The 24011-nt window shown below is 59.9% G+C and carries 20 protein-coding genes; 9 read left to right on the top strand and 11 right to left on the bottom strand.

The window, feature by feature from the left end; all coding sequences use genetic code 11:
* Positions 1–21: 21 nt before the first annotated feature.
* Positions 22–1104: a bifunctional transcriptional activator/DNA repair enzyme AdaA gene (locus ACOYXI_RS02850; protein ID WP_461674273.1), complete on the bottom strand. Its 1083-nt coding sequence runs from the start codon at positions 1102–1104 to the stop codon at positions 22–24.
* A 107-nt stretch (positions 1105–1211) separates the two neighbouring features.
* On the opposite strand from ACOYXI_RS02850, the gene ACOYXI_RS02855 reads away from it, so the two are divergent.
* The gene (locus tag ACOYXI_RS02855) at positions 1212–1625 is read left to right on the top strand and encodes a VOC family protein (protein ID WP_135295518.1); all 414 of its coding nucleotides are present in this window, start codon (positions 1212–1214) and stop codon (positions 1623–1625) included.
* Positions 1626–1628: 3 nt separating this feature from the next.
* Here the strand turns inward: ACOYXI_RS02855 and ACOYXI_RS02860 are convergent, their stop codons facing one another.
* Positions 1629–2249 carry a LysE family translocator gene (locus tag ACOYXI_RS02860; RefSeq protein ID WP_134786094.1) on the bottom strand — a complete coding sequence of 207 codons (621 nt, stop codon included), beginning with the start codon at positions 2247–2249 and terminating at the stop codon, positions 1629–1631.
* A 273-nt stretch (positions 2250–2522) separates the two neighbouring features.
* Between ACOYXI_RS02860 and ACOYXI_RS02865 the strand changes: the two genes are divergently transcribed.
* Both ACOYXI_RS02865 and ACOYXI_RS02870 read left to right on the top strand, forming a co-directional pair.
* The gene (locus tag ACOYXI_RS02865; RefSeq protein ID WP_461674274.1) at positions 2523–3137 is read left to right on the top strand and encodes a biliverdin-producing heme oxygenase; all 615 of its coding nucleotides are present in this window, start codon (positions 2523–2525) and stop codon (positions 3135–3137) included.
* The gene (locus ACOYXI_RS02870; RefSeq protein ID WP_461674275.1) at positions 3134–5380 is read left to right on the top strand and encodes an ATP-binding protein; all 2247 of its coding nucleotides are present in this window, start codon (positions 3134–3136) and stop codon (positions 5378–5380) included. The genes ACOYXI_RS02865 and ACOYXI_RS02870 overlap by 4 nt, the downstream gene beginning before the upstream one ends.
* Positions 5381–5422: 42 nt before the next feature.
* Here the strand turns inward: ACOYXI_RS02870 and ACOYXI_RS02875 are convergent, their stop codons facing one another.
* Positions 5423–9106 (bottom strand): hypothetical protein, encoded by a 3684-nt coding sequence (locus ACOYXI_RS02875; RefSeq protein WP_461674276.1) that lies wholly within the window; start codon positions 9104–9106, stop codon positions 5423–5425.
* Between the two features lie 223 nt (positions 9107–9329).
* On the opposite strand from ACOYXI_RS02875, the gene ACOYXI_RS02880 reads away from it, so the two are divergent.
* Positions 9330–9917 carry a LysE family translocator gene (locus tag ACOYXI_RS02880; protein WP_095139638.1) on the top strand — a complete coding sequence of 196 codons (588 nt, stop codon included), beginning with the start codon at positions 9330–9332 and terminating at the stop codon, positions 9915–9917.
* A gap of 14 nt (positions 9918–9931) precedes the next feature.
* Here ACOYXI_RS02880 and ACOYXI_RS02885 read toward each other — a convergent pair whose 3' ends face one another.
* The 3 genes from ACOYXI_RS02885 to ACOYXI_RS02895 all read right to left on the bottom strand — a co-directional run bounded on the left by ACOYXI_RS02885 (position 9932) and on the right by ACOYXI_RS02895 (position 12189).
* On the bottom strand, positions 9932–10765 hold the full coding sequence (locus ACOYXI_RS02885; protein ID WP_461674277.1) for an AraC family ligand binding domain-containing protein: 834 nt from the start codon (positions 10763–10765) through the stop codon (positions 9932–9934).
* 35 nt (positions 10766–10800) lie between these two features.
* On the bottom strand, positions 10801–11304 hold the full coding sequence (locus ACOYXI_RS02890) for a VOC family protein (protein WP_096795948.1): 504 nt from the start codon (positions 11302–11304) through the stop codon (positions 10801–10803).
* A 216-nt stretch (positions 11305–11520) separates the two neighbouring features.
* Positions 11521–12189, bottom strand: coding sequence for a class I SAM-dependent methyltransferase (locus ACOYXI_RS02895; protein ID WP_461674278.1), 669 nt, complete (start codon positions 12187–12189; stop codon positions 11521–11523).
* Positions 12190–12280: 91 nt separating this feature from the next.
* Between ACOYXI_RS02895 and ACOYXI_RS02900 the strand changes: the two genes are divergently transcribed.
* Positions 12281–12673 (top strand): GFA family protein, encoded by a 393-nt coding sequence (locus ACOYXI_RS02900; protein ID WP_461674279.1) that lies wholly within the window; start codon positions 12281–12283, stop codon positions 12671–12673.
* A gap of 275 nt (positions 12674–12948) precedes the next feature.
* Here the strand turns inward: ACOYXI_RS02900 and ACOYXI_RS02905 are convergent, their stop codons facing one another.
* Entirely contained in the window at positions 12949–13779 is an 831-nt protein-coding gene (locus ACOYXI_RS02905) for an alpha/beta fold hydrolase (protein ID WP_134786101.1), read from the bottom strand.
* Between the two features lie 251 nt (positions 13780–14030).
* On the opposite strand from ACOYXI_RS02905, the gene ACOYXI_RS02910 reads away from it, so the two are divergent.
* The 4 genes from ACOYXI_RS02910 to ACOYXI_RS02925 all read left to right on the top strand — a co-directional run bounded on the left by ACOYXI_RS02910 (position 14031) and on the right by ACOYXI_RS02925 (position 18270).
* Complete coding sequence (locus ACOYXI_RS02910) at positions 14031–14486, top strand: (2Fe-2S)-binding protein (RefSeq protein ID WP_025111491.1); 456 nt, start codon at positions 14031–14033, stop codon at positions 14484–14486.
* Between the two features lie 14 nt (positions 14487–14500).
* Positions 14501–16663 carry a xanthine dehydrogenase family protein molybdopterin-binding subunit gene (locus ACOYXI_RS02915; RefSeq protein ID WP_461674280.1) on the top strand — a complete coding sequence of 721 codons (2163 nt, stop codon included), beginning with the start codon at positions 14501–14503 and terminating at the stop codon, positions 16661–16663.
* Between the two features lies 1 nt (position 16664).
* Entirely contained in the window at positions 16665–17243 is a 579-nt protein-coding gene (locus ACOYXI_RS02920) for a hypothetical protein (protein ID WP_461674281.1), read from the top strand.
* A 61-nt stretch (positions 17244–17304) separates the two neighbouring features.
* Positions 17305–18270: a sensor domain-containing diguanylate cyclase gene (locus ACOYXI_RS02925; protein WP_134786105.1), complete on the top strand. Its 966-nt coding sequence runs from the start codon at positions 17305–17307 to the stop codon at positions 18268–18270.
* A 1217-nt stretch (positions 18271–19487) separates the two neighbouring features.
* Here ACOYXI_RS02925 and fabI read toward each other — a convergent pair.
* The 4 genes from fabI to ACOYXI_RS02945 are packed head-to-tail and all read right to left on the bottom strand — an operon-like array spanning position 19488 to position 24008.
* On the bottom strand, positions 19488–20282 hold the full coding sequence (gene fabI, locus ACOYXI_RS02930) for an enoyl-ACP reductase FabI (protein WP_003202751.1): 795 nt from the start codon (positions 20280–20282) through the stop codon (positions 19488–19490).
* Between the two features lie 19 nt (positions 20283–20301).
* Positions 20302–21912, bottom strand: a complete 1611-nt coding sequence (locus tag ACOYXI_RS02935; protein ID WP_461674282.1) for an ABC transporter ATP-binding protein — start codon at positions 21910–21912, stop codon at positions 20302–20304.
* A 1-nt stretch (position 21913) separates the two neighbouring features.
* On the bottom strand, positions 21914–22933 hold the full coding sequence (locus ACOYXI_RS02940) for an ABC transporter permease (RefSeq protein WP_064587187.1): 1020 nt from the start codon (positions 22931–22933) through the stop codon (positions 21914–21916).
* Position 22934: 1 nt separating this feature from the next.
* Complete coding sequence (locus ACOYXI_RS02945) at positions 22935–24008, bottom strand: microcin C ABC transporter permease YejB (protein ID WP_003224148.1); 1074 nt, start codon at positions 24006–24008, stop codon at positions 22935–22937.
* Positions 24009–24011: the final 3 nt, after the last annotated feature.

The following is a 24011-nucleotide window of genomic DNA, read 5'->3' on the forward strand; positions in this document are numbered from 1 at the left end:
TTTTGTGAGTGGTGCAAAGCGTCAGAAAGCCAGTGGTTGCGTGAGCTGCACCGCAGCGTTTTCCAGCCTCAGCAAAAACGCCTTGCGCGGCTGTCCACCACCATAGCCGGTCAGCGAACCGTCCGCACCGATCACCCGATGGCACGGGACCACGATCGACAGCCGATTGTGTCCATTGGCCAAGCCTACCGCGCGACTGGCGCCGGGTTTGCCCAGGCGTGAGGCGATGGCGCCGTAGGTGCTGGTCTGGCCATAAGGAATTTGCAGCAGTTGCTCCCAGACTTGCTGGTCGAACGCGCTGCCGGGCAGATGCAGCGGGACGCTGAATGCACTGCGCGTCCCGGCAAAATATTCGTTGAGTTGCTCTTCGATCTGCCGCAAAGGCGCGTTGTGTCCCGGGGCGACCAAGTAGCCATGACGGGTTTGCAGCTCTTCGACTTCGCGGGTCAGCGCCGGGCGATCGAGAAACTCCAGCAACACCAGTCCGCGACGTTCGGCCATGGCGATCATCGGCCCCAGCGGCGTGGTCAGGCGGGTGAACAGCAGCGGTTCACTGTTGGCCGCGCGGCCCGGGGTGATGTGGAACGACTTCTGGAACGCATCGCGAAAACCGCTGAGTGATTCGTAGCCGGAATCGAACGCCGCATGATCAATCGAGGTACCTTGGCGAATGCCGCCCAGCGCCATGCCGAGCCGGCGCGTGCGCAGCCAGGCATGAAAGGTCATGCCGAAATGCTGCTTGAACCAGCGCCGCAGCTTCAGCGGTTCGATGCCTGCGGCCAGCAGTTGCGCATCGCTCCAGCGCATTTCCGGGTCGGCATCGACGGCGGTGAGCAGGCGCTGCACCCAGTCGGGGGCGATGGCTGCGGCGTCCAGCGGCTTGCAGCGCAGGCAGGCGCGATAACCGGCGCTCAAGCACTCATCGGCATGGGCGAAGAATTCGACGTTCTCCGGTTTCGGCTTGCGCGCCGTGCAGCTGGGGCGGCAGAAGATCCCGGTGGTTTTCACGGCCGTGAAGAACACCCCTTCGTAGGCGGTGTCGCGTTCGAGCATGGCGCGAACCATCTCGGCGTGGGGCGGCAGGAGTGCGGTTTGTATGTTCATGGGCAGAGCTTAAATCCAGGATTTCGATGGCTCCACCGAAAAATCGACAGTGAATTTTTTCGATTCTGCACCACAATCAGCGGATCGCCGATTCGCTGGAGCCAACCATGCCACCGTTCATCATTCAACACATCGATCACATCGTCCTACGTGTCGCCGATCTGCAACGCAGTATCGAGTTCTACCGCCAGGTCTTCGGCGCCGAGGTGGTCAGGCACAACGAACCATTGGGGCTGGTGCACCTGCGCGCCGGCACCTCGATGATCGACCTCGTCGACTTGCAAGGCGAACTCGGCAAAAAGGGTGGCGCGGCGGCCGGTGCCGAGCGGCGCAACGTCGATCACTTCTGCCTGCGCATCGAGCCGTTCGATGAATCTGCGCTGACCGAGCACTTGCAGGCGCACGGTCTGACTGTGGAAAAAGCCGCCAGACGCTTCGGCGCCGAGGGCTACGGCCTGTCGTTGTATTGCTTCGACCCGGACGGCAATCAGGTCGAACTCAAAGGGCCGTCCGAGGCCTAGGTATCACGCGCGTTTCGCCAGCAACAACACCGAAGCCGCCGCCGACAACAGCCCTGCGCAGCAACGGTTGAAGATCCGTTTGCCGCGCGGCTCGGCGAACCAGCGGCGCATGTGCAGGCCCATCCACGCGTAGGCGCCGATGGCAATCCATTCCAGCAGCAGAAACAGCGCGCCGAGCACGGCGAATTGCGCCGGCACCGGGCGGCTCGGATCAACGAATTGCGGCAGAAACGCGGTGAACAACAGGATCGCCTTCGGATTGCCCGCCGCCACCAGAAACTCCTGACGTGCCAGCCGCCAGAACCCCACCGACGCTCCGTCCATCTGCTGCTCAGCCTCGGGGTTGGCCCGCCACAGTTGCCAGGCCAGGTACAGCAAGTACGCCGCGCCAATGATCTTGATCGCATGGAACAGCCATTCCGAGGTCTGCAGCACCACCGACAGCCCCGCGCCGGCGAGGGCGATCATTGCGGCGAATGCAACGATTCGCCCGATACCGGCGGCGCAGGCCCGACGATAGCCATAGCGGGTGGCATTACTGACCGACAGCAGGTTGTTCGGGCCGGGGGCCATGTTCAGGGCGAAACAGGCCGGGAGAAACAGCGAGAGCGTGGCGAGATCCATGGGCTTGGGCTCCGGAAACGATGACGCTTTTTTATCACAGGCTGCGGGCGCGCTGACCCGTACAGTCACGTGCTGCTGTCGCGGTACAGCATTGGCAGCCCTTTAATCGAGTCGAACTTTTCTGATTCTTCAGAACTCTGAAAGGTCAGAAGGTGCTGGTTTCGTCAGAAAAATCTGTGCGCCAAGTCAGAAAAAGGCGTTTGCCGTGTAATATCCGTCCAAAGCTGCAAACACCCTGCCGGCCCCGAAGCGGCCCCACCAAGAGCGATCTACATGCAAGCAAAGGCCCGTGAAGTTTATGTGCCACCGGTGCTGCAAGATCTGCGAGCCGGCACTGCCGAACTGCACATCGCACTGGAAAAACGTCTTCCTTTTTTCTCCGATACCCTCGATTCCAACGCTTTTTTGCGGTTGATGCAGGCCTACTACGGCTTTTATCGACCGCTGGAAAGTGCACTGCTCGACAGTGGCGTGATGCCGGTCGATTTCGATCTTGCGCCACGTCTCAAGGCACCGACCCTGTTCAATGATCTGAGGGCCCAGGGTCTGTCGGTCGAGGCTATCGCCCGTTTGCCGCTGTGTCAGGCGCTGCCCGTGATCGACTCCAACGCTGCCTGTCTGGGAGTGACGTACGTGCTGGAAGGGGCAACCCTCGGCGGGCAGATCCTGCGCCGCGAAATCGCCTCGCGGTTGAGCCTGAACGCCGACAATGGCGCGGCATTCCTCGACATTTATGGCGCCGCCACCGGCCGCCGCTGGCGCGCTTTCATTGAATACCTGGGCAGTCGATCACTGGATGCGAGCGAACGTGAAGCCGTGGTTGCGGCGGCCCGAACCACATTCAGTTGTTTCGAGCGCTGGCTCGAAAGCCGGGAGGTACTGGCATGAACCCGCAAGACCAAGAAGCCTTTGAAGAACTGCTGGCCAACTGTGCCGACGAACCGATCCGCTTTCCCGGGGCAATCCAGCCCCATGGCCTGTTGCTGACCCTGAGCGAGCCGGCGCTGGAGATCATTCAGATCAGCGCCAACGTCGAGACCCTGCTGGCACGCCCGGCGCAGGAACTGATCGGCCAGCCGCTGCACGAATTGCTGGGTGAGAAGCACGCGGTGGCCGTGCGCGAGGCGTTGCAACAACCGGTATTTGCCGATGCCGCACCGCTGCACTTTCGCCTCAACGGCACCGCGTTCGAAGGTCTGCTGCACCGGCATCAAGGCGTGTTGATTCTGGAACTGGAAATCCACGTTGAAAACTTCCAGCCGCGCAACGTCGCCGGTAACCAGACCCATCTGGGGCGCATGCTCCAGCGCTTGCAAGCGGCCACTTCGCTGCAGGCCCTGTACGACATCAGCGTCAAGGAAATCCAGGCGATGACCGGTTACGACCGGGTGCTGATCTACCGCTTCGAGGAGGAGGGCCACGGTCAGGTGATCGCCGAGGCGTCCGATCCGTCGATGGAAGTGTTCAACGGCCTGTTTTTCCCGGCCTCGGACATCCCCGAGCAGGCGCGCGAGCTGTACCGCACCAACTGGCTGCGGATCATCCCGAATGCCGATTACCAGCCGGTGCCGCTGGTGCCCAAGTTGCGCCCGGACACCCAGACCCCGCTGGACCTGAGTTTTGCCACTCTGCGTAGCGTCTCGCCGATTCATTGCCAGTACATGAAGAACATGGGCGTGCTGTCGTCGATGAGCATCTCGCTGCTCAAGGGCGACAAGCTCTGGGGCCTGATCAGCTGCGGTAATCGCCAGCCGCTGCATGTGCCGCACGAACTGCGCAGCGCGTGCCAGACCATCGGTCAGGTGCTGTCACTGCAGATCAGCGCGATGGAGGCGCTGGAGATCAGCCGCCAGCGCGAAGAGAAAGTCGAGGCGCTGGCGCTGCTCAATCAAGCGATGATCGACTCGCCGGAAAATGTCTTCGATGGTCTGGCGCAGCAGCCGCAAGTGCTGATGGCGCTGGCCGGGGCCGGGGGCATTGCGATCATCGAAGACAAGCAATTGCATCGCTACGGCAACTGCCCGGAGCCGGAAGACATTCGCGCCTTGCACAAGTGGTTGCAGGAAACCGGTGAGCCGGTGTTCGCCAGCCATCATCTGGCGAGCGTCTATCCGCCGGCTGCGCAGTTTCAGCAAGTGGCCAGCGGCGTGCTTGCCATGAGCCTGCCCAAGCCGGTGGACAACGGGGTGATGTGGTTCCGTCCCGAGGTCAAGGAAAACATCAACTGGAGCGGCGACCCGCGCAAACCGCTGGATCTGGAAAATTCCGACGCCGGCCTGCGTCTGCGTCCGCGTACTTCGTTCGAAATCTGGAAAGTCGAGATGGCTGGAATCTCCACCAAATGGAGTCACGGTGATCTGTTTGCGGCCAATGACCTGCGCCGTTCGGCACTGGAAAACGACCTCGCCCGTCAGGTGCGCCGTGAGCAGGAGGCGGTGCGCGCCCGTGATGAACTGGTAGCGGTGGTGTCCCACGACTTGCGCAACCCGATGACCGTGATTTCCATGCTCTGCGGCATGATGCAGAAGACCTTCAGTTCCGACGGCCCGCACACCTCGCGGCGCATCTCCACCGCGATCGACACCATGCAGCAGGCAGCTGGGCGGATGAACACGCTACTGGAAGATCTGCTCGACACCTCGAAGATCGACGCCGGGCGCTACACCATCGCCCCGCAGACCCTGGATGTCGGGCAGATGTTCGAGGAAACCCAGTCGCTGCTCGGGCCACTGGCGATGGACAAGGACATCAATATCTCGTTCGAGGCCGATCCCGACCTGAAAATCCACGCCGACCCGGAGCGCCTGTTTCAGGTGCTGTCGAACCTGATCGGCAACGCGATCAAGTTCACCCCGCGCAAAGGTTCGGTGGGCGTGTTGGCCAAGTCTGACGGCAAAGAGATCGTGTTTACCGTGCGCGATACCGGCGAAGGCATTCCCAAGGAAAACCTGGCGCGGGTGTTCGATCGCTACTGGACGGTGAAGGAGGGCAACCCGACCGGAACCGGACTGGGCTTGTACATCACGCAGGGGATTGTTGAAGCCCATGGCGGGCGCATCGAGGCCAGCAGTGAGCCGGGTGAGGGCACGGAGTTTCGGTTTACCGTGCCGGCGATGCTCTCCGGGGAATGAAGAAATCCGTGCCACGTTAAACGGGGCACGGATTTTGGGTGGTTAGCCCAGATCGCTCAACGACATGAACACGTGTTTCGGCATCGGTACAAATCGATTGTTGCGCAGTTGGCTGATCGCATACACCGCGCTGGCGGTACGACCATTGCCGTCGCCGAAGCCTTGAAAACCGGCGATGGCCGCCAGCAAGTGTTTGTCGACGTGCTCATGGGCGGCATCGAGCTTTTTCAGATGTTGTTCCAGCGAAGCATAACCGCTGATGCTGCCACCATATTTTGTTGGCTGTCCTACCTCGCGCACAGACTCCGCCAGTTGAGGCACCAGTCGAGCGTGGATCTCTTTGACCACGTTCGCATCGGTGAGCGATTTATTGTTGCTCGTATACTCGCGCAGGATCGCGACAATGTGCTCCAGTTCGTTGTCGGAGGACGAACCCTTGACCATCCAGGCTCCGGCTCTCTGCGCATTGTCGGTGAAACCCTGCGGGTTGAACGCCGTTTCGGGCATCACGTCGCTGTAGGGTGGCTTGCCCAGATCCGTCTTCAAGACGCTTTGCTGATGATTCTTCAGATAGATGACTTTCCTGGATTCAAGCTCGGCCATTGATCCAAGTATTTCCGAATAGTCACCAGCTTTTGTAGTGAACTTTGTGCCGTTGAACCGGGGGCCTCTGCTTTTGGTGAAGCTGATCAGTACGTCGTTCGCCGCGGCATGACCTATTAACGATTCCAGTTGCTGGAATCCCTTTGAGGACTGAGTCGCTTCCCTCGTTGCAGCGTTGAACAGATGCTGCAGTTCTGTCGCATTGCCGCCCTTGGGTATGGAAACAACGTCCTGGCTCAGGCGTGTGACGAGCTGTTCGACTGTTTCGAGTGCATCATCCTTGAACAATGCCCGTGCATGCGCCAGCGTCGGCAACGTCATGCGAATCTCCGCTGCAACTCCGGTCTTGCTCAGGGCCTTGACCAGGTCGTACGAGCCGCTGCTGGTACTGCTCAGCGCTCGGAGTTGTCCGGCTCCGGCCCGGATGACGGTATGGCCGAAATGGCTGAGTTTCATCACGCCTTTGCCGACCAGTCTGGCGCCACCGTAAACCAGCTTCGGAACGCCATCGAGCGGATTGAACACCGACAGCGCTACGCTTGCGCCGACCTTGCTCAGGCTTAACAGTCTTGTACTGCTGCCCAGCGCCTTGCTGAACGGCCCCAGCGCTCCGGCAAAGACGAAGAGGATCGCGGTCAGGTCCATCACACAACTGAATATGGCGCCGCTGCGAAGATCCGGGTCACTGGAGGACAGGCCCCTGATGCATTGGCGGAACGGGATGACGACGTCGAGAATGGTTTCGGTGATGTTGTCCCAGTCATCAAGATTCTTCTCCAGGGCGGTTTTGTCGTAACTGATTGCATAAAACTGATCGTAATGGGTCGGCGGATTATGTTCGGCAATGATTTCGCCGATCTTGTTGAAACGTTCCGAGTTGAAACTGTGCATAGGGCTACGCGTAAAGGGTAGCGCGTCGTCAGGCTCATCGAATTCGGCAAAGCGTTCGAGAATGATGCCCGGCCTGTCTCGCAGCTCCTCGCCCAAGGGGGCCTGGCCTTCGAAGTAGGCGGTTTTTTCGATTCGCGTATGAAGATACGTCAGCGACTTGAAGTCGTTGTCGCCGTTCGGCCCTTCGGTAAACCATCCGATCTCATCGAGTGTCTGGCCGCGGACGTAGGCCTCAGCAAGAGCCGGATTATTGCGGCAAATGCCTTGCAGGGGGAATATTTCAAAACAGTAAAACTGCAATCCATACTTGCAAAACAGCAGGGTGCCGAAGCGCGCTGTTTTACGTGGATCAAAAGGCACAAAGCTGCTGTTTATCGGGGTTTGTATGGAGAATTCGCGAACGATGAATATGGCTGCCTTGCCAAATTCAAGTGCCATCCGTTCTTCCTGTGGCAGTCGTGAAAGTGTCAGGCGCATAGTGGTGTTGATGGCCGCTTTGTATTGCTTGAAGTATTCTTTTACTTTTGCCTTGTAAAGGTCATTGATTGGTTCGAGTCTCAGCAGATCCGGATGTGCCTTGTAGATACTTGTGCCGGATTGCCTGTCATAGTCCTTTTTGAACAACAGGTTGCGCGTCATATAAACATCAAGTACGGAATGATAGTTGCGTTTGAATCCGTATTCGACCGGCAACGATATTTCTGTCGTCGGATCGCAATCAATGTCGTACAGCTCGGCTTTCGCCAGCTTGCGCCGACTGACCGGTGGGGTGGCGAGCGTTGTCAGTGCGGCGCTGATCGCATCGAGGTGGGCGTTGTATTGGGTGGCAGCCAGCTTGAATAGGTCTTGGGTTGGCAGTTCATTGGCATTTTCCGGTTCCAGGCCATTCAGCATCGACCAGTCCATGATGCCTTGCAGGTTCGCCCAGTCATGCAGGGTCTGCTGTTGCGCACTGGTGGGCAAAATCGCGCCCAATTCAAGCAGCTTGTCATAGGACATCTGACTGGACAGGCCCGGCGCGACGCTCTCGGCCAGACTTACCGATTTGCGCAGAATTACCCAACCAGGCGTGCCGATCTGCAGAGTCGCGGGTGTCCTGACCAGGAACTCAGGTGCAAGTCCGGCGAGGATCAGTTCCAGCGTCATGGGAACTGCATATTCCTTGATACGTCGGCGTCCGAGTGCCTGTTCCAGTCTCAGGTTGACCTCATGGGAGGTAGCCTGCACGTAACCTGGGTTATAGATATTCTGCTCGATGAAGTTCTGGTTCTTGTCTTCGCGACCCAACGACAAATCCAGCATGACCGCTGCGACCAGCAGGCGACTGCGCTGCGCTGTGCTCAGCACAGTCGCATTGACCATGGACGGTCCATTCAGCGCTTCAAGGCAGGACTGGACGAAAGCTCTGGCTTCTTCGGTCTCGATCAGCAGTGCCCAGGCGCGACGCGGGTATTCACGCAGGGCTGTCGGCGTCTCTTTCTTGAGCAGTGCGCCCGCCAGATAATTGATCAGCGGTTCCGCGCGCGGCTCGCCCTTGTCCATCAACTTATGGATGACCTGGTAGATAGCCGATTGCTGATCTTCGTCGATGCACAGCTCTGTTGCGCTGGTTTCGTTCGATATCCCCCAGTAGTTGCCATGCGTGGGCGGCAGCGGCAACGTCAGTTCGAGCCAGGCAATCAGGTTTTGCAACTGGTCTGCGGTCTCGGGCAGGTTCAGTTGCTGGAACTGCAGCCAGTTGAGCAAGGGCAGACGTTCGCTTGAAGACACGATGCCGCCTGTCATGACTGCACTGCTGGCCAGCAGTTGCAGGTCGGCTTTCAACGAATCAATCTCGTTGATCTGCTGGGTGATATCAATGCGCTCGATAAACGTCCCGACAGTTGTTTCGATTTCATGGACTTGAAAGATTTCGCCCTTTTTATTGACCAGTGTCCAGTTGTCATCATTGATTTCTAACGTATCGACGATTGCAACGAATTGTGGCTGACGTACCAGTTGGCGCAGGACGATGTGTGCCGAAAAATGCGCTTGATTGAATAGACTTCCCTCAAGAGTCGATATGCACAGTTGTTTGTTATTAACACGGTTGGTGGGGTAGGCATAGTTGTCGCTGGCCTTGGCCTTTTCCCACTTTTCGAGCATGGCTCTCATTGTCTGCGCAATATCACGTCGCTCAAGTTGCTCACTTGATAGAGGTGCTGGGGTAAAAAGATTGGTTGAAGTCGTCATTGGGTGTCAGTCCATCCATGGCTATATAGGTGGGTCAATAAACGGGTACCGCGAAGATTTGTTTTCGCGTGGCGACTATATCGGCGCAACCAGGGTTTGTTTTGCAGTATTGGTTTCAACGTATGTTTCGTGTCGGTCGATACGAGGGCAATTTTGTTCAATACAGCAGGCCGTGCCTTAGTTAGCCTGAGTCTCTTTCTCCCCACTCTGCAGCAGGTGCGTAATGAGTCTGATTGTGTCGATGGCGGCGTTTGCGCTGGTGGCGTCCATAACCCCGGGGCCGGTGAATATAGTGGCGCTGAGTTCCGGTGCGCAGTTCGGCTTTCGGGCCAGTCAGCGGCACGTGGCAGGAGCGACGCTGGGTTTTGTGCTGTTGCTGGTGCTGATGGGCCTGGGGCTGCATGAGGTCCTGAAACTGTGGCCATTTCTGACCCGGGTGGTGCAATTGGCCGGGGTGGCGTTTCTGTTGTTCATGGCCTGGAAACTGGCTGCCGATGACGGCCAGTTGCATGCCGGCGAGGCGGGTCGGGCGCCGTCGATGTTGTACGGCGCGGTGATGCAATGGCTCAACCCGAAAGCCTGGCTGGCGTGTGTGGCAGGGATGGGCGCGTTTGTCGCCGATGGCGAGGCACGGCTGGTCTGGCAGTTCGCCGCGGTGTATCTGGTGATCTGTTATCTGTCGGTCGGTTGCTGGGTCTATGCCGGGACGTTTCTGCGTGGGTATCTGGGCAATCCGAAGGGGATGCGCCTGTTCAATCGGTTGATGGCCTTGTTGCTGGCGGCGAGCGCGGGTTATCTGCTGTTGCCGTGAGCCCGGCGCCAGGATCAGCCGCGATATTGGCCGGGTGTCGCCGCCAGATGCTGTTTGAATGCGCGCTGAAAATGCGCCTGATCGGCAAACCCTGCTTCCAGCGCGACATCGGCAATCAACTGGCCGCTGCGCAGGCGTTCGCGGGCGAACTGGATGCGCTGGTTGACCACAAAGGCATGCGGAGTCATGCCGTAATGCTGCTTGAACGCACGGATCAGATACGACGGTGACAACTGCGCCGCCGTGCAGATGTCCTCCAGGCTGAGCAGGTCAGTGCAGTGTTCGCGGATGAAGTCGGCGGCGCGTTCGAGCTTGAAATTCGGCTCGCGTAACGGTGGTTCAGCCGGGTTCAGGCGAAGTTGCAGATCGCCGAAAAACTCCACCGCTGCGCTGTGTTTGCGCAGTACGTCCTGCTGCTCGTCGACCAGTGTGGCGTAAAGCCCTTGCAGGTCACGAAACAGTCGCGGGTCATCCAGATGAGTAGTGGAAAACCGCCGAAACTCAAGCTCGGCACTGAACCCCAGTTGATGCTGCAGATCCGTCAGCCACGGCGTCTCGACATACAGCATCAAGTACGACCACGGCTGATCATCGAGTGGGTTGCAGGCATGCACGTCGCCCGGATTCATCAGCACCACGGTGCCGGCGGCGACTTCAAACGTCGATTGCTCATGCACATAAATGCTCCGTCCGGCGGTGATCGCGCCAATCGAAAAATGCGCATGGGAATGGCGCGAGTAGCAGACCTCACGGCCATCGGCGATGGCCCGTGCCTCGATGAAGGGCAGAGCATCGTCGCGCCAGAAGCGAGGGGCTTTTTCAGGTTTTTTGGCGGCAGCGTGTTTCATCGTTATGGTTCCCGGCAGGCCAGAACCGGAGTGTATTAGCTCTGGCCGGCAAAGGCCCGCTCCAGTTCGGCGATGTCGAGTTTTTTCATCTTGAACATGGCCTGCATTGCCCGTTGCGACTTGCTGGTGTCGGGGTCCAGCATCATGTGCATGAACGCCACCGGCACGATCTGCCACGACACCCCGAACTTGTCCTTGAGCCAGCCGCATTGCTGGGCCTCGACCGGGCCGCCTGCCGACAGATTGCCCCAGAAGTGGTCGACCTCTTCCTGATTCTGGCAATTGACCTGAAACGAAATGGCCTCGCTGAACTTGAACATCGGCCCGCCGTTGAGGCCGGTGAAGGTCTGGCCGTCGAGTTCGAAACTGACGGTCATCACCGCGCCTTCCGGCTTGCCGTGAAATTCCTGGCCGACCTTGCTGTAGTGGGTCAGGCCGGTGATTTTCGAATGATCGAAGATCGAGCAATAGAACTTCGCGGCGGCTTCGGCCTGATCATCGAACCACAGGCACGGTGTGAGTTTTTGAAAGCGTTGCATGGCAGTCATCCTCGGCAGGTTAGACACGCAGGATTTACAGCGTAGTCAGTCCTTGGTCGAATGGCGGTGCCGTAGATCGACAAGTGCGGCGCTTGCTGACAAACCCTGTAGGAGTGAGCCTGCTCGCGAAAGCGTCGGCACATGCGGCAACGAGCCTGTCAGACACTCCGCATTCGCGAGCAAGCTCGCTCCCACAAGGGGTTCGAGTCGCCCCGGTCAGCGCCGTTCGGCGATCAGCAACAGCGACTGTGGCACTGGGCTTTGCGGATGCTGCGGCTCTTGCAGGCTGACCAGGTGAAACCCGGCCATGTCCAGCGCGTTGCACCAGCTCGACAGCGTGCGGAAATACCATGGCATCGGCTGCCACTGGCCCTTGAACCCGGCGAAGAACTCTTCACGCCAGCCATCCTGATAATCGCCGGCCGCCACGGCCCACGGATGCAGGGTCTGAATGATCATGGCGCCGCCGGGAACCAGTAACTCATGCATTGCGGCGAGCAATGGAATGATGTCCTGATGCAGCAGCGAGAAGTTGGCGCAGATCAAATCGTAGTCACGGCCAATATCAATTTCGGTGTCGACCAATGCCGCATAACTGGCCACATGTACCTTGGCCGAACCGGCCTCGCGTGCAGCTTCTATCAAGGTCGCATCGCCATCGACGCCCGCCGAATCGATACCGCGATCCGCCAGCGCCCGCAACAACCAGCCTTCGCCGCAACCCAGATCCAGCACGTGTTCCGGTTGGCGGCCCATGATCGCCAGCAGGATCGCCTGATCGGTGACCTGCTGACGGCTTTCGATGGCACCGCTGCGGATCGCGTCGATCCAGGCATTAGCGTTGGTGTGCCAGCTCTGTAACAAGATGGATTCAGGGGAGGGCATGGAGCGGTCTCCGGTAAAGGCCGATTGTGGGCGTTCGCTTGTTGGCTGCTATGTTCAAAGGCTGAACAGAGTCTGGCAGAGGATAGACACCATGAACCCATTAACTGGCGGTTGCCTGTGCGGCGATGTGCGTTTCGAAGCATCAGGCCAACCTTACCGCGTCGGCATCTGCCACTGCCTCGACTGCCGCAAACACCACGGCACGTTGTTTCATGCCTCGGCGATATTTCCCGAGAATGCGGTGACCGTCAGTGGCAAGACCGGCGAATATCAAGGGCGGGTGTTCTGTCCGCGCTGTGGTTCGCCGGTACTGGCGCGTTCGGGGGATGAAATTGAAGTGAATGTCGGCTCGCTGGACGCGCCGAACCAGCTCAAGCCGACTTATGAACTGTGGACTGTACGGCGCGAGTCATGGTTGCCGGCGCTGCCACTTGCGCACCACTACGAACGTGATCGCGAACGCACGGGGCGCACCGAGGAATAGCAAAAAGTCCGGGCAAGCCCGAGTCCCCTGGTGGGAGCGGGCTTGCTCGCGAAAGCGGTGGTTCAGCCAACTCGATATCGACAGACCGATTGCCTTCGCGAGCAAGCCCGCTCCCACAGGATTTGTGTTGGATAGATAGAATTGTTTGCACCACCGACCTTGGTGGGAGCGAGCTTGCTCGCGAAAGCGGTGATTCAGTCAACCTGATATCGACAGACAGATAGCCTTCGCGAGCAAGCCCGTTCCTACAGGGGAGTCAGCTGACTTCGGTTATCTCAACCGCGAATAAACGCCAGCAAATCGGCATTGATCGTCGCCGCCTCAGTCGTCGGCATCCCGTGCGGAAACCCCGGATATGACTTCAGCGTGCCATTTGGCAGCAGTTTCGCCGACAAAGGCCCCGAGTTCGCATACGGTACGATCTGATCGTCCTCGCCATGCATCACCAGCACCGGCACGGTGACTTTCTTCAGGTCTTCAGTGAAATCGGTCTGCGAGAACGCAACGATCCCGTCGTAATGCGCCTTGGCGCCGCCGATCATGCCCTGACGCCACCAGTTGCCGATGATCCCCTCAGACGGCTTGGCCCCGGGGCGGTTATAGCCATAAAACGGCCCGCTGGGGATATCGCGGTAGAACTGCGCACGATTGTCCGCCAGTTGCGCCTGAAAATCGTCGAACACCGATTTCGGCAAGCCACCCGGATTGCTTTCGGTCTGCACCATCAACGGTGGCACCGCGCTGATCAACACGCCTTTGGCGACGTTGTCCTGACCATGACGGGCGATGTAGTGGATGACCTCGCCGCCGCCGGTGGAGTGGCCGACATGCACCACGTTCTTCACCCCCAGGTGCTGAACCACCGCCAGCGCATCGTCGGCGTAATGGTCCATGTCATGGCCGTCCCAGACCTGACTCGACCTTCCGTGCCCCCGGCGGTCATGGGCGATCACTCGAAAACCCTGGCCCAGGAAGAACAGCATCTGCGCATCCCAGTCATCCGAGCTGAGCGGCCAGCCGTGGTGGAAGTGGATCACCGGGGCGTCCTTCGGGCCCCAGTCCTTGTAGAAAATATCGACGCCGTCTTTGGTGGTGACAAATCCCATGTTCGCGACTCCTGAGCATTGTGATGGGTTACCGCGCTCGTCGCAGACCGGTCGTGAGGGTTCGGATAAGCGCCGTTATCAGCCAGAGGATTAAAGTCGACATTTTTGCGATAGGGCATGACCGGTGGTCGCCACGTCTGGCTTCACGCGCAAATTAGGCTTTGCTGAAAGGGATAAGCCGAGGCGCGCACAGGCTTCGATGGCCGTAACGACGCCCCTTCAGAACACCGTGAGTCTGAGGAAAATCCCCGATGTTGACCTTGAATATCAATGGCAAGGATCAGGAGCTCGATGTGCCGGCCGACATGCCGTTGCTCTGGGTCCTGCGTGACGTTGCGCACCTGACCGGTACCAAATTCGGCTGTGGCATGGCCCAGTGCGGCGCCTGCACCGTACACGTCGATGGCGCACCATTGCGTGCCTGTATCACGCCCGCCACCGCGGTGGCCAACGGGCAGAAAATTCTCACCATCGAAGGCCTTTCGACCGATGGCTCGCACCCGGTGCAGCAGGCCTGGGCCGAACTTGATGTGGTGCAGTGCGGCTACTGCCAGTCGGGGCAGATCATGTCTGCCGCCGCGCTGCTGGCGAAAATCCCCAAGCCCACCGACAGCGATATCGATCAGGCGCTCTCCGGCAATATTTGCCGCTGCGGTACCTATCCGCGAATCCGCGCGGCTGTGAAACGTGCGGCCGAGATCGGCTGATTGGGAGACAGACGATGAACAGTCCTGTATCGCGTCGCGGATTTCTCAAGGGCAGTGCCGTGCTGGGGGGCGGTCTGGTGGTGGCGTTCGTCGTGCCTGGTGCCCATCGTTTTGCTCTGGCGGCGGAGAATGAAGGCAAGGTCTTCGCGCCGAATGCGTTTTTGCGCATTGCCGCCGACAACAGCGTGACGGTGTTGCTCGGGCATTCGGAAATGGGTCAGGGCATCTGGACCGGTCTGACCATGCTGATCGCCGAAGAACTGGACGCCGACTGGTCGACGATCCGCGTCGAACACTCGCCGGCCTCAGCGGCGAATTACGGCATGCCCGCGTTTGGCGGGATGCAGATTACTGGCGGCTCGACCTCGACCTGGATGGAATTCGACCGCTACCGGCTCGCCGGGGCCACGGCGCGGCAGATGCTGGTGGAAGCGGCGGCCAAGCGCTTCAACGTCGCTGCGTCGACTATTCGCACCGAGTCCGGCGTAGTGATCGCCGGCGATAAACGCGCGACGTACGGCGAACTGGCGGACGCCGCCGGGCAACTGCCAGTGCCGGATCCAAAGTCGATCACCTTCAAGGAGGCCAAAGACTGGAAGGTCATCGGCAAGCCGACCAAGCGTCTCGACACCCCGGAGAAAATCACCGGCCGCGCCAAGTTCGGCATGGACGTGCAGTTCGACGGTTTGATGACGGCGATGGTCGCCCGTGCGCCAGTGTTCGGTGCCACGGTCAAATCCTTCGAGGGCGCCGAGGCGCTGGCGGTGCCCGGCGTGCACAAAGTGGTGCAGGTGCCGACCGGCGTGGCGGTGATTGCCGATCATTACTGGGCGGCGAAACTTGGTCGCGATGCGCTGAAGGTCGATTGGGATCTCGGGCCGCACGCTGACCTGAGCAGCCAGGGCCTGCTCGACAGTTTCCGCAAACTGGCAGCGACACCGGGCACTTCCGCCAGCCAGGCTGGGGATCCGAAAGGCAACTTCGACAAGGCGGCGAAGAAAATCGACGTCGAATACAGCGTGCCGTATCTGGCGCACGCACCGATGGAACCGCTGAACTGCACAGTGAAGATCAGCGCCGAAAAGTGCGAGATCTGGACCGGCACGCAATTTCAGACCCTCGACCAGATGGTCGCCGGCAAGATCACCGGACTCAAACCGGAACAGGTGGAAATTCACACCGAATTTCTCGGTGGCGGCTTCGGGCGTCGGGCCAATCCGACCTCGGACTTCGTCGCCGAAGCGGTGCAAGTGGCGAAAGCCGCCGGCATGCCGGTAAAAACCGTGTGGTCCCGCGAAGATGACATTCGTGGCGGCTATTACCGCTCGATGTTCCTGCATCAGGCACGCATAGGCCTGGACGGGCAGGGCATGCCGCTGAGCTGGCAGCATGTGCTGGTCGGCCAGTCGATCATGGCCGGCACCATGCTCGAACAGACCATGGTCAAGAACGGCATCGACGCGACTTCGGTCGAAGGTGTGGCCGACAGCCCGTATATCAAGGGCCTGGCCCATCAACAGGTCGAGCTGCATTCGCCGCAGACCGGAATCAATGTGCTGTGGCTGCGTTCGGTGGGGCACAGCCACACCGCGTTCGTCATGGAGTCGCTGATCGATGAAATGGCCTCAGCGGCGGGCAAGGATCCGGTGGAATACCGACGCACCTTGCTCAAGGACCACGCGCGCCATCTCGGGGTGCTGAATCTGGCGGTGGAGAAGGCCAACTGGACAGCGCCGTTGCCTGACGGGCATGCATTGGGCGTGGCGGTACACGAGTCGTTCGGCAGTTATGTGGCGCAGGTGGCCGAGGTCTCGCAGGACAACCTGGCGATCCGCGTGCACCGCGTGGTGTGTGCGGTGGATTGCGGAATCGCGGTCAATCCGCAAAGCATCGCGGCGCAGATGGAATCGTGCATCACCTTTGGCCTGGGCATGGCGCTGCACAGCAAACTGACGCTCAAGAACGGCGCGGTGGTGCAGTCCAATTATCACGATTACCAGGTGCTGCGGCTCAACGAGATGCCGATGGTCGAGGTGCATATCGTGCCCAGCAGCGACAAACCCGGCGGCATCGGTGAGGCCGGTGTTCCGCCCACAGCGCCGGCGGTGGCCAATGCCGTGTATGCGCTGACCGGGCAGCGCTTGCGTGAACTGCCGCTGCAACTGTCGGGGGTGTGAGATGAAACGACATCTGCTGTTGGGCACGGTGATATTGCTGGGGCTGGGCGGCTACGCCTCGGACCTGTTCGCCGATGATCAGGAAGCGCTCAAGGCGTTCGGCACGGTGCAGAAGGTGTTCCAGAGCCCGCGCTGCCAGAACTGCCACATCCCTGGCGACTCGCCGCTGCAATTCGATGCCGGCAAACCACACGCGATGAATGTGGTGCGCGGCATGGACGGCAAGGGTGCCGCCGGTTTGCCCTGCGCCACCTGCCACGCCGAGACCAATCCGCCGGCCAGTTATGGCCCGCATGCACCGCCGGGGGCGCCGCACTGGAGCTTGCCTCCGGCGGCGCACAAGATGGCGTGGATCGGCCTGCCGCCGGACAAGTTGTGCGCAATGATCAAGGATCGTTCGAGCAATGGCGACCGTGATTTCGCCGCGCTGATCAAACATGTCAGCGACGACAAACTGGTGTTGTGGGGATGGAATCCCGGGGCAGGGCGCACGCCGGTACCGGTACCGCATGACATTTTTGTGGCCCAGTTCAAGCTTTGGGCCGATGCTGGCGGGCCATGTCCGGTGGCGGGCGGTTGAGTGTGTGAGTCGCTGGCGAATCAAGCTACTCTAACGGTCATTGACCCTGATGGAGTGCGTGATGCTGGCCCCGATCAAACCCGCCAATGAAGCCACCCGAATTCAAGCGCTGCACGGCTTGAAGGTTCTTGATTCGGCGCCGGAGGAGCGTTTTGACCGGCTCACGCGGCTGGCCAAACGCCTGTTCAACGTGCCGATTGCGCTGGTGACGCTGGTGGACAAGGATCGGCAGTGGTTCAAGTCGTGCGTCGGCCTCGAGGTCAACGAAACCCCGCGTGATGTGTCGTTCTGTGGGCACGCGATTCTTCAGGACGAATTGCTGCTGGTGCCTGATGCCAAGCAGGACAAGCGCTTTCATGACAATCCGCTGGTCACCGGCGAGCCGAAGATTCGTTTCTACGCGGGCTACCCGCTGACCGTGCCCAACGGCAACAAAATGGGCACGTTGTGCCTGATCGACACCAAGCCGCGTGAACTCGACGACGAGGAGCGTGCCCTGTTGCGCGATCTCGCCGGCATGGCCGAGCAAGAGTTGATGGCGGTGCAGATGGCAAGCATGGACGAGCTGACGCTGCTGTCCAACCGCCGCGGCTTCAAGACCCTGGCCCAGCATGCGCTGGACGCCTGCAAACACCGGGACAAACCGGCGACGCTGCTGTTTTTCGATCTCAATGACTTCAAACAGATCAATGATCGTTACGGCCATGCTGAGGGCGACAGTGCGCTGAAGACCTTTGCCGATGTGCTGCGCATCGCTTTTCGCGAGAGCGATGTGGTCGGGCGCCTGGGCGGTGACGAGTTCGTGGCGCTGCTGACCGGCTCCAGTCACGTCGAAACCACAGCGATCATGGCCCGGCTCAAGGAAATCCTCGACGAACGCAATGCGATGTTGCAGCGCGGCTACGAGATTCGCTTCAGCGTCGGCCAGATCGAATACGATCCGCAACGCCATGAAACGGTGGATCGACTGCTGGCCGATGCCGACGAGGCGATGTATGCGCACAAGCAGGCGTTGAAACGGCGCTGATTCAGGCCTCATCGCTGGCAAGCCAGCTCCCACAGGTTTATCGGCTGCCCACAAAATCCAGATACACCGCAGAACCCTGTGGGAGCTGGCTTGCTCGCGAAAGCGTCCGCTCAGGCGATATCCATGTCGAATGTGCCGGCCTCTTCGTGAGCAAGCCCACTCCCACAGGTTTATCCGCTGCCCACAAAATCCAGATACACCGCAGAACCCTGTGGGAGCGGGCTTGCTCGCGAAAGCGTCCGCTCAGGCGATATCCATGTTGAATGTGCCGGCCTCTTCGTGAGCAAGCTCACTCCCACAGGTTTATCGGCTGCTCACAAAATCCAGATACACCGCAAAACAGTGTGGGAGCGAGCTTGCTCGCGAAAGTGTCCGGTCAGGCGATATCCATGTCGAATGTGCCGGCCTCTTCCTGAGCAAGCCCACTCCCACAGGTTTATCGGGTGCTCACAAAATCCAGATACACCGCAGAACCCTGTGGGAGCGAGCTTGCTCGCGAAAACGTCCGGTCAGGCGATATCCATGTTGAATGTGCCAGCCTCTTCGTGAGCAAGCCCACTCCCACAGGTTTATCGGGTGCTCACAAAATCCAGATACACCGCAGAACCCTGTGGGAGCGAGCTTGCTCGCGAAAGCGTCCGGCCAGGCAATATCCATGTTGAATGTGCCAGCCTCTTCGTGAGCAAGCCCACTCCCACAGGTTTATCGGCTGCTCACAAAATCCAGATACACCGAAAAACAGTGTGGGAGCGGGCTTGCTCGCGAAAGTGTCCGGTCAGGCGATATCCATGTTGAATGTGCCGGCCTCTTCGTGAGCAAGCCCACTCCCACAGGTTTATCGGCTGCTCACAAAATCCAGATACACCGCAGAACCCTGTGGGAGCGAGCTTGCTCGCGAAAGCGTCCGCTCAGGCGATATCCATGTTGAATGTGCCGGCCTCTTCGTGAGCAAGCCCACTCCCACAGGTTTATCGGGTGCTCACAAAATTCAGGCATATCGTAAAAACAGTGTGGGAGCGGGCTTGCTCGCGAAAGCGTCCGGTCAGGCGATATCCATGTTGAATGTGCCGGCCTCTTCGTGAGCAAGCCCACTCCCACAGGTTTATCCGCTGTTCACGAAATTCAGGCTCACTCCTACAGGGGATTTGGGTTGTTGAAGACATTGCAGGCACAAAAAAACCCGCCGATTGGCGGGTTTTTTATCGGCAGAGCGAAGATTACTCTTCGATGTTGCCCATGGCGGTGGTGTTGAAGCCGCCGTCCACGTACATGATTTCACCACTGATGCCCGACGCCAGGTCGGAGCACAGGAAGGCGCCGGCGTTGCCGACTTCTTCGATGGTGACGTTGCGGCGCAGTGGGGTTTGCGCTTCGTTGGCGGCCAGCATCTTGCGGAAGTTCTTGATGCCCGAGGCTGCCAGGGTACGGATCGGGCCAGCCGATACGCAGTTGACGCGGGTGCCGTCCGGGCCCAGGGAGCCGGCCAGGTAACGTACGCCAGCTTCCAGCGAAGCCTTGGCCATGCCCATCACGTTGTAGTTCGGCATGGTGCGCTCGGCGCCCAGATACGACAGGGTCAGCAGGCTGCCGTTGCGGCCTTTCATCATTTCGCGGCCAGCCTTGGCCAGGGCCACGAAGCTGTAGGCGCTGATGTCGTGAGCGATGCGGAAACCTTCACGGGTGGTGGCTTCGGTGAAGTCGCCGTCCAGTTGGTCGCCCGGGGCGAAGCCGACGGAGTGCACGATGCAGTCCAGGCCGTCCCACTTCTTGCTCAGTTCTTCGAAGACCTTGGCGATTTCTTCATCGCTGGCCACGTCGCACGGGAAGCACAGCTCAGGGCTCGAACCCCAGCCTTGAGCGAATTCCTCAACACGACCTTTCAGTTTGTCGTTCTGATAAGTGAAGGCAAGCTCAGCGCCCTCGCGATGCATGGCGGCAGCGATGCCGGATGCGATGGACAGCTTGCTGGCGACACCGACGATCAGTACGCGCTTACCGGCGAGAAAACCCATGTGTTGCTCCTCTTTCAGGTTATTGCGCAGTGGCTGGTGCCAAAAAAGCGGCTTCCAGCAACTGCTGTGTATACGGATGTTTGGGGGCGGCAAAAATATCTTGCGCAGCTCCCTGTTCGACCACTTGGCCATGCTTGACCACCATCAACTGGTGGCTCAGCGCTTTGACGACAGCCAGGTCATGGCTGATGAACAAATACGTCAGGTTGTACTTGGCTTGCAGTGAACGCAACAGCTCCACCACTTGCCGCTGCACCGTGCGGTCGAGCGCGGAAGTCGGCTCGTCCAGCAGGATCAGCGCCGGTTTCAGCACCAAAGCCCGGGCAATGGCGATACGTTGCCGTTGCCCACCGGAAAATTCGTGAGGGTAGCGGTGCCGGGTTTCCGGATCCAGACCTACCTCCTTCAATGCCGCAATAATCGCCGCTTCCTGCTCGGCGGCGGTGCCCATCTTGTGAATCCGCAGGCCTTCGCCAACGATGTCGCTCACGCACATGCGCGGGCTCAGGCTGCCAAACGGATCCTGAAACACCACCTGCATCTCCCGACGCAACGGGCGAACCTCGTTCTGCGTCAGGCAGTCTAGCTGTTTGCCCTCAAAGCGAATCGCGCCTCTGCTGCCGATCAGCCGCAAAATTGCCAGACCGAGGGTGGATTTGCCGGAACCGCTTTCCCCCACGATCCCCAGCGTCTGTCCCTGAGGCAGGCTGAAATTGATGCCGTCCACTGCCTTGACGTAATCCACCGTGCGCTTGAGCAGGCCTTTCTTGATCGGGAACCAGACTTTGAGGTTCTCGACTTCGAGCAGCGGCGCCCCGATTTTATTGGTCGCCGGGCCTCCGCTGGGCTCCGCGCCGAGCAATTCCCGAGTGTACGGATGCTGCGGCGAACGGAACAGCTCTGCGCACGATGCCTGTTCGACGATGCAACCGCGCTGCATGACACATACGCGATGCGCAATTCTTCGCACCAGGTTCAAATCGTGACTGATCAGTAGCAGCGACATGCCCAATCGAGCCTGAAGTTCCTTGAGCAAATCGAGGATTTTCAGCTGAACGGTCACGTCCAGTGCGGTGGTCGGCTCGTCGGCGATCAGCAGTTCCGGCTCGTTGGCCAACGCCATGGCGATCATCACCCGCTGGCGCTGGCCGCCGGACAATTCGTGGGGCAGGGCCTTGAGGCGTTTGTGCGGCTCGGGAATGCCGACCATCTCCAGCAGCTCCAAAGTGCGCTTGGTCGCGACTTTGCCGCTCAGACCCTTGTGGATGCCGAGGATCTCGTTGATCTGCTTCTCGATCGAGTGCAGCGGGTTGAGCGAGGTCATCGGCTCCTGAAAGATCATCGCGATGCGGTTGCCACGAATATGCCGGATGGTCTTTTCGCTCAGCCCCAGCAGATTCTGCCCGGCATAGGTGATGCTGCCGGCTGGATGGCGGGCCAGCGGGTAGGGCAGCAGGCGCAAGATCGAGTGCGCCGTCACTGATTTGCCCGAGCCGGACTCGCCGACCAGGGCCAAGGTTTCGCCGCGCTTGATGTCGAAGCTCACGCCCTCGACCACCCGGTGCAGCCGCTCGTTGAAGCCGAACTCGACGGCGAGGTCGCGCACTTCGATCAGATTGTCCTGATTCATTTCACTTCCTCGGGTCGAAGGCATCGCGAGCGGACTCGCCGATAAACACCAGCAAACTCAACATCAGCGCCAGCACCGCGAACGCGCTCATGCCCAGCCATGGTGCCTGCAAGTTGGATTTGCCCTGGGCCACCAGTTCACCCAGCGACGGACTGCCGGCCGGCAAGCCGAAGCCTAGGAAGTCCAGCGCAGTCAGGGTGCCGATGGCGCCGGTAAGGATGAACGGCATGAAGGTCATGGTCGAAACCATGGCGTTGGGCAGGATGTGGCGGAACATGATTGCGCCGTTCTGCATGCCCAGCGCCCGTGCCGCACGCACGTACTCGAGGTTGCGGCCACGCAGGAACTCGGCGCGCACCACGTCGACCAGGCTCATCCACGAAAACAGCAGCATGATCCCCAGCAACCACCAGAAATTCGGCTGGACGAAACTGGCAAGGATGATCAGCAGGTACAGCACCGGCAATCCCGACCAGATCTCCAGAAAGCGTTGCCCGGCCAGATCGACCCAGCCGCCATAGAAACCCTGTAGCGCGCCGGCGATCACGCCGATGATCGAGCTGAGCACGGTCAGCGTCAGGGCAAACAGTACGGAAATGCGGAAGCCGTAGATCACCCGCGCGAGCACATCGCGGCCCTGATCGTCGGTGCCGAGCAGGTTGTCCGCCGAGGGCGGGGCCGGGGCCGGGACTTTCAGGTCGTAGTTGATGCTCTGGTAGCTGTAGGGGATCGGCGCCCACAACACCCACGCATCCTTGGCCTTGAGCAGTTCGCGGATGTACGGGCTCTTGTAGTTGGCTTCCAGCGGGAATTCGCCGCCGAAGGTGGTTTCCGGGTAGCGCTTGATCGCCGGGAAGTACCAGTTGTTGTCGTAATGCACCACCAGCGGCTTGTCGTTGGCGATCAGCTCGGCACCGAGGCTCAGGCCGAACAGGATCAGAAACAGCCACAGCGACCACCAGCCGCGCTTGTTGGCCTTGAACAGTTCGAACCGGCGGCGGTTGAGAGGGGACAGGTTCATCTCAATGCTCCCGGCTGGCGAAGTCGATGCGCGGATCGACCAGGGTGTAGGTGAGGTCGCCGATCAGTTTCACCACCAGACCGAGCAGGGTGAAGATGAACAGAGTGCCGAACACCACCGGGTAATCGCGGTTGATCGCCGCTTCGAAACTCATCAGACCCAGACCGTCGAGGGAGAAGATCACCTCCACCAGCAACGAGCCGGTGAAGAAGATGCCGATGAACGCCGACGGAAACCCGGCAATCACCAGCAGCATGGCGTTGCGGAACACATGGCCGTAGAGCACGCGATTGCGCGTCAGGCCCTTGGCCTTGGCGGTGACCACGTACTGCTTGTTGATCTCGTCGAGGAAGCTGTTTTTGGTCAGCAGGGTCATGGTCGCGAAGTTGCCGATCACCAGCGCGGTCACCGGCAGCGCCAGATGCCAGAAATAGTCGAGAATTTTGCCGCCCAGGCTCAGCTCATCGAAGTTGTTCGAAGTGAGGCCGCGCAGCGGGAACCAGTCCAGATAACTGCCGCCGGCAAACACCACGATCAGCAGAATCGCAAAGAGGAACGCCGGAATCGCATAGCCGATGATGATCGCCGAACTGGTCCACACGTCGAAGTGGCTGCCGTGTCGCGTGGCCTTGGCGATCCCCAGCGGGATCGACACCAGATACATGATCAGCGTGCTCCACAACCCGAGGGAGATCGACACCGGCATCTTTTCCTTGATCAGGTCGATGACCTTGGCGTCGCGGAAAAAACTGTCGCCGAAATCCAGCTTCGCGTAGTTCTTGACCATGATCCACAGACGTTCCGGGGCCGACTTGTCGAACCCGTACATGTGCTCGATTTCCTTGATCAGCGCCGGGTCGAGGCCTTGCGCGCCACGATACGCCGAACCGGCCACCGAGACTTCGGCACCGCCACCGGCGATGCGGCTGGTGGCGCCTTCGAAGCCTTCGAGCTTGGCGATCATCTGCTCCACCGGGCCGCCGGGCGCGGCCTGGATGATCACGAAGTTGATCAGCAGGATGCCGAACAGGGTCGGGATGATCAGCAGCAGTCGCCGAAAGATATACGCCAGCATCTG

This window comes from Pseudomonas sp. G3-19, assembly GCF_054855875.1.

Coding starts and splice junctions, on each gene's coding strand:
- ACOYXI_RS02850 (WP_461674273.1), bottom strand. CDS start 1,104: ATGAACATACAAACCGCACTCCTGCCGCCCCACGCCGAGATGGTTCGC.
- ACOYXI_RS02855 (WP_135295518.1), top strand. CDS start 1,212: ATGCCACCGTTCATCATTCAACACATCGATCACATCGTCCTACGTGTC.
- ACOYXI_RS02860 (WP_134786094.1), bottom strand. CDS start 2,249: ATGGATCTCGCCACGCTCTCGCTGTTTCTCCCGGCCTGTTTCGCCCTG.
- ACOYXI_RS02865 (WP_461674274.1), top strand. CDS start 2,523: ATGCAAGCAAAGGCCCGTGAAGTTTATGTGCCACCGGTGCTGCAAGAT.
- ACOYXI_RS02870 (WP_461674275.1), top strand. CDS start 3,134: ATGAACCCGCAAGACCAAGAAGCCTTTGAAGAACTGCTGGCCAACTGT.
- ACOYXI_RS02875 (WP_461674276.1), bottom strand. CDS start 9,106: ATGACGACTTCAACCAATCTTTTTACCCCAGCACCTCTATCAAGTGAG.
- ACOYXI_RS02880 (WP_095139638.1), top strand. CDS start 9,330: ATGAGTCTGATTGTGTCGATGGCGGCGTTTGCGCTGGTGGCGTCCATA.
- ACOYXI_RS02885 (WP_461674277.1), bottom strand. CDS start 10,765: ATGAAACACGCTGCCGCCAAAAAACCTGAAAAAGCCCCTCGCTTCTGG.
- ACOYXI_RS02890 (WP_096795948.1), bottom strand. CDS start 11,304: ATGCAACGCTTTCAAAAACTCACACCGTGCCTGTGGTTCGATGATCAG.
- ACOYXI_RS02895 (WP_461674278.1), bottom strand. CDS start 12,189: ATGCCCTCCCCTGAATCCATCTTGTTACAGAGCTGGCACACCAACGCT.
- ACOYXI_RS02900 (WP_461674279.1), top strand. CDS start 12,281: ATGAACCCATTAACTGGCGGTTGCCTGTGCGGCGATGTGCGTTTCGAA.
- ACOYXI_RS02905 (WP_134786101.1), bottom strand. CDS start 13,779: ATGGGATTTGTCACCACCAAAGACGGCGTCGATATTTTCTACAAGGAC.
- ACOYXI_RS02910 (WP_025111491.1), top strand. CDS start 14,031: ATGTTGACCTTGAATATCAATGGCAAGGATCAGGAGCTCGATGTGCCG.
- ACOYXI_RS02915 (WP_461674280.1), top strand. CDS start 14,501: ATGAACAGTCCTGTATCGCGTCGCGGATTTCTCAAGGGCAGTGCCGTG.
- ACOYXI_RS02920 (WP_461674281.1), top strand. CDS start 16,665: ATGAAACGACATCTGCTGTTGGGCACGGTGATATTGCTGGGGCTGGGC.
- ACOYXI_RS02925 (WP_134786105.1), top strand. CDS start 17,305: ATGCTGGCCCCGATCAAACCCGCCAATGAAGCCACCCGAATTCAAGCG.
- fabI (WP_003202751.1), bottom strand. CDS start 20,282: ATGGGTTTTCTCGCCGGTAAGCGCGTACTGATCGTCGGTGTCGCCAGC.
- ACOYXI_RS02935 (WP_461674282.1), bottom strand. CDS start 21,912: ATGAATCAGGACAATCTGATCGAAGTGCGCGACCTCGCCGTCGAGTTC.
- ACOYXI_RS02940 (WP_064587187.1), bottom strand. CDS start 22,933: ATGAACCTGTCCCCTCTCAACCGCCGCCGGTTCGAACTGTTCAAGGCC.
- ACOYXI_RS02945 (WP_003224148.1), bottom strand. CDS start 24,008: ATGCTGGCGTATATCTTTCGGCGACTGCTGCTGATCATCCCGACCCTG.